3 protein-coding genes are annotated in these 5044 nt (G+C 73.0%); all 3 read left to right on the top strand.

Annotated elements, in window-relative coordinates; translation table 11 throughout:
* The coding region (locus PROKR_RS23335; RefSeq protein WP_036968121.1) for a DUF5682 family protein at window positions 1–1466 on the top strand (1466 nt) is incomplete at its 5' end.
* The gene (locus PROKR_RS23340) at window positions 1463–2710 is read left to right on the top strand and encodes a VWA domain-containing protein (RefSeq protein ID WP_211240213.1); all 1248 of its coding nucleotides are present in this window, start codon (window positions 1463–1465) and stop codon (window positions 2708–2710) included. The genes PROKR_RS23335 and PROKR_RS23340, both read left to right, overlap by 4 nt.
* A gap of 590 nt (window positions 2711–3300) precedes the next feature.
* A complete protein-coding gene (locus PROKR_RS23345; protein WP_036968124.1) occupies window positions 3301–4830 on the top strand; it encodes a hypothetical protein in 1530 nt (509 codons plus the stop codon).
* Window positions 4831–5044: the final 214 nt, after the last annotated feature.

The raw sequence follows: 5044 nt of genomic DNA on the forward strand, positions 1-5044 counted from the left end.
TGCGGCTCGTCGTCGACGACTCGTTGCCGCGCACGGCCCGCCTGGACGCGCGTCGGACGGCGTCGCACCGGGCCAAGCGCCAGGTGCTGGCCCTGCTCGACTTCGTCGGGGCCGGCTTCGGGCAGCTTGTCTCGGGGCCCGACCACGTGGCCGGCCGAGGTCTCGGGCTGATCACGGAGGAGTGGCAGTACTGCTGGACGCCGCTGGTCGAGGCGCGCCTCGTGGAGATGGTGCACCTCGGTGCCACGCTGGAGGCCGTCGCCGTCGCTCGGCTGACCGAGGCGGAGGCGCGACTGTCGGGCGCCCGTGCGGGGTCCGGTGCCGTGCCCGGAGCGGGTTCTGGCGCGGGAGCTGTGTCCGGCGCAGGGGCTGTGCCCAACACAGGGTCCGCCTCTGTCGACGCCCTTGCTCGGCTCGTGGCGCAGGCGCTGGTGATCGGCATGGGCTCGCACCTGCCGCGGATCGTCTCCTTGCTGCGCGTCACCCTGGACACCGACCGCGACGTGGACTCCGTCGTCTCGGGCGCGCGCCGGCTGCTCGGCCTGTGGGAGGCGCGGGTCGAGCTCGGCGCCGAGGAGTACGCGGGCGAGCTGCTCGACCTCGTGAGCCAGGCGCTCGCCACGGCCGCCTACCTGGTCAGCGACCTTGGCAAGGTGCGTGCCGAGGACGAGGACGCCGCGATCGGCACCCTGATCGGCCTGCGCTCCCTGTTGCGCGACGCGGCGGCCGCCGACGGAGCGTTGGCTGACGGCACGTTGGCTGACGGCACGTTGGCTGGCGGCGGGTTGGCTGACGCCGGGTTGGCTGACGGCACGTTGGCTGACGGCACGTTGGCTGGTGGCGGGTTGGCTGACACTGCCGTGGCGGGCAATGTGGCCGCCGGCGCGGACTGGGCAACGGTCGGCGCGGTGAACCGCCTCGCCGTCGCCCGAGAGCTGGGTCGCCTGCGGGACGACGGGAGCACGGCCCCCGCGGTGGCCGGCGCCCTGCTCGCCCTCGGGTTCACCGACGGTGAGGTGGCCGACGACGTCCTGGTCACGCGCGTGCGCGGTGCCCTGGCCGCGGGCGCCGACCCAGGCGCCGCGGTGCGGTTCCTGGGCGGTGTCATGCGGGCGGCGCCGGACCTCATCCTGCACACCCCGGAGATGTTCGACGCCGTCGACGAGGCCTTGCGCGCACTGGAGGGTGATGCGTTCCTCGCGGTGCTCCCCGACCTGCGGCGGGCCTTCACGTGGCTGCGGCCCACCGAGACGCACCGGCTGGCCAAGCGGGTCGCGGAGCGGACCGGAGCGCGCGTCGACCAGGTGGACGTTCGAGTCGCGCTGTCCGAGGAGGACCTCGCCACCGGCCTTGCTCTGGACCGCGAGCTGGTGGCGGTGCTGGAGCGGGACGGCCTGGCCCACTGGGTTGCAGCAACTGACATGGAGAGTGCTGTGGGCGCCACCCCGGCAGGAGGAGAAGCATGAGCACGATCGATCGGACGCCGTCCGATCCGGCGGTGGACGCGTCATCGGCGTCGTCGTCGGCCGGGTTGGTAGCAGGACCGTCGGTATCGGACGGCGAGGCCGCCCGCCGCTGGCGTCTGGTCCTGGGCCGGTACGCCGCCGACGAGCTGCAGGTGGGCCAGCAGGACCAGGGTCTTGAGCGGTCCCTGCGGTACCTGTACGACCGCGAGTACACGGCCCGCGGGCACCGCGTCGGTCGGGGTGGACCAAACGGCGAGGGCGGCCGGAGCGGTGGCGGCGCAGGGCTGGGCGGTTCCCAGCCGCACGGCGTCGACGTCACCGCCCTTGGCTGGCTCAACGAGGCCGGCAGCCTGTTCCCGCGCGAGACCTTCGAGCGCATGCAGGTCGACGCCGTGAGCCGGTACGGCCTCACCGAGCTGCTCCAGGACGAGACCGCGCTCGAGACCCTGGAGCCGTCGCGCGAGCTCGCGGTCGCGATGCTGCAGGTGCGCGGTGCCCTGAACGACCAGGCCGCCAACGGCCTGCGCCGCATCATCCGCCGGGTCGTCGACGACGTCGTGAAGCGGCTGCGGCCTCGGTTCACTACTGCGGTCAACGGCCGCATCGACAGGTCGCGCCGCTCGATGCACCGTGTCGCGCGGAACTTCGACTGGAAGCGCACCCTGCGCGCCAACCTTGGCCGGGTCGACGCGGACGGCCGCATGATGGTGCAGGACGTCCGGTTCTCCGCGCGGGCCAAGCGCACCCTGACCTGGGACGTCATCCTGCTGGTCGACCAGTCGGGCTCGATGGCGCCCTCGCTGCTGTACTCCGCGGTGTGCGCCGGGATCCTGTCGGGGCTGCCCGGCATCAACGTGCAGCTCTACCTGTTCGACACCTCGGTGGTGGACATGTCGCACCTGGCCGCCGACCCCGTCGAGGTGCTGATGACCGCTCAGCTCGGCGGCGGCACCGACATCGCGCGCGCCGTGCGGCACGCCGAGCAGCAGGTCCGCAACCCGTCCCGGACGGTGGTGGCGCTGGTCAGCGACTTCTACGAGGGCGGATCGGTGTCGAGCCTGCTCACGACCGTGCGGCGCATGGCGTCGTCCGGCGTCACCATGCTCGGGCTAGCCGCGCTGGACGAGGCGGCCGAGCCCGTCTACGACCAGGGCACGGCCCGCAACCTGGCTGAGTGCGGCATGGAGGTCGCCGCGCTGACGCCCGAACGATTCGCCGAGTGGCTGGGGGAGGTGCTCTCGTGAGCGAGAAGAAGACCTATGCCTGGGCGGCGCCCTATGCCGGCCTGGACGACGACGCGCTCAAGGCGCTCGGCAACCCGGGCCTGCTGCGTCGTGCCCGCAAGGACACCGTGACCGAGGTGTCGCACGACGCCAAGGGCGCGGTGCTCGACGTGTCCGGGGTGACCGTACGTGTGGACGGCCGCGGTCCCGCGGCGGTCTCGTGCGACTGCCCGACGGCGGGTGTGTGCCAGCACGTGCTGACCGCGTGCCTCTGGGCGATCGAGATAGCACCCGAGGCGCCGCCGGCTGGTGCTGGACCGTCTGGTGCTGGGCAGTCTCGTGCTGGACAGTCTGGTGCTGGGCCGTCTGGTGCTGGACAGTCTGGTGCTGGACAGTCTGGCCCGGGGAACGCCGGTTCGACGTCAGTCGTGGCGCAGTCGGTGCCCAGGTCGGCGGGAGCGAGTGCGGAGCCGGGCGGTTCGGGCGAGCCCGCTGTGGGTGCTCCCGGTGCTCCGGATGCTCCAAATGCTGCGGCCAGGTTCGGATCGGTTGCTGGCGGAGCAACGGCTGCGAGCTCGGGCACGTCGGCGAAACGCGGCCCGACCCCGGCAGTGCTCAAGCGGCGCCGGGAGGCACTTGCGGAGGTACGCGACGTCGTCGGGCGGCTGATGTCGGGCGGCCTGTCCCACCTCGGCACCGACGATGCCGAGTCACTGGTCGCGCTGGCCGGCCGCGTGCGTGTCGCCGGGTTCGACCAGGTCGCACCGGAGCGCGTGGGCAACGTGCGGTTCGACGGGCTCATCCGGGTCGGCGGCGGCCTCGTCGCGGGTCTGGCCGGCCGCGACGACGCCGTCACCGAGTCGGACCTGCTCGACGTCCTCGCCGAGATCTGGGCGATGTGCGAGGCGCTGGAGCGTGCGACGGACCCGGTCGCTGCCGGAACCGGTGCCGCCGGTGCTGGCGTGGGCCCGGTCGGCGAGACCGGGCCAGGCAAGGCCGGGTCGGGCAAGGACGGCAAGACCGGGCCAGGCAAGGACGGCAAGGCCGGGTCGGGCAAGGACGGCAAGGGCAAAAATGCCGACGACGAGGTGGACATCGCGCGCTGGGTCCCGCTCGGGGCCCGGTGGTGGACCTCGCAGAGCGGCTCGCGTGGCCTGGCCTACCTGGGCTGGGACGCCGAGACCGAAGCGGGCGCGCACTCCGTGGCCGACGCCGGCCAGGTGCGGCAGGTCGTGACGGGACGCCCGTCGGGCACCGACCCGCGGTTCCAGCGCAGCTGGACGAGCCCGCTGCTGTGGAACCGGTCGCTGAGCACGCTGTGCGAGGGCGCGTTCGCCCTCACCAGGGTGCGCACTAAACCGGACGGCGGGCTCGGTGCCGGTGGCGCCCCAGTGCTCCAGCGCCTGGAGGGCGACGGGTTCGACCTCGACGAGCTCCGCGTGATCGCCGAGCGCACCGGCGCCGGGGTACAGCCGCGCGACGTCGTCGGGTTCGGACGCCGTCCGGCCAACGTCCGGATGGTGCTGGTCCGCGACGTCGGTGAGGTCGGCATCGACGAGGTGCGCCAGGAGCTGACACTTTCCGTCATCACGTCGGAGGGTGACACCCGGCTGCTGCGGCTGCCGGTTGCGGGCGAGCAGGCGGTCCAGACGCTGCTGTCGGTCCGGTCCAAGCTGGTCGCGGTGACGATCGAGCGACGCGAGGAACGGGACGAGCCGGTCGGCCTGTTCGTGCGCGACAAGAAGGGCGCGATCAGGCTGGTCAGCCCCACGATCACCCCTGCGTGGTCCCTCGAGACGAGCTACTGGGACTTCTGGCGCCGACGGCTGCGGAAGCTCAAGGCGCAGGCTTCCGCGGCCAGGTCGGTGCGTCCGGCGTCCGCTCCGCCGGCCCCGGTCCGCCGCGTGACACTGCTGCTCGGTGACGTCCTGCTGGCCGCCGCCGCGACGGGCCGCCCGGCGCTCACGACCCGGCAGCGTTCCGACGTCGAGCAGGCGCGCCTCCTAGCGCGAGACCTCGGGCTTGCAACGCTTGAGCGCACGGCCCAGGGGTTGCTGGCCGGCGACCTGACACCGCCCGCGGTGCTGCACGCGGCCTTCGTCGTGGGCCGAGCCCGCGCCGTGGCGGACGTCGCGGGCTGAGCGCCGGGTTGTGACCGACCGGGTGGTGACTCGCGGGTCGGAGCTCGGTCGATCGGGGTTCGGTCGATCGGATTACGGTCGGTCGAGCTCCGGCCAGTTGACGACGGCGTTGGGTCGACCGAGCTGTGGCCCGTCGACCGAACGCCGATCGACCGAACGCCGATCGACCGAACCCCGATCGACCGAACCCCGATCGACCGAGCTTCGATCCGTC

The organism is Promicromonospora kroppenstedtii DSM 19349 (assembly GCF_000515355.1).
Lineage (GTDB): Bacteria > Actinomycetota > Actinomycetes > Actinomycetales > Cellulomonadaceae > Promicromonospora > Promicromonospora kroppenstedtii.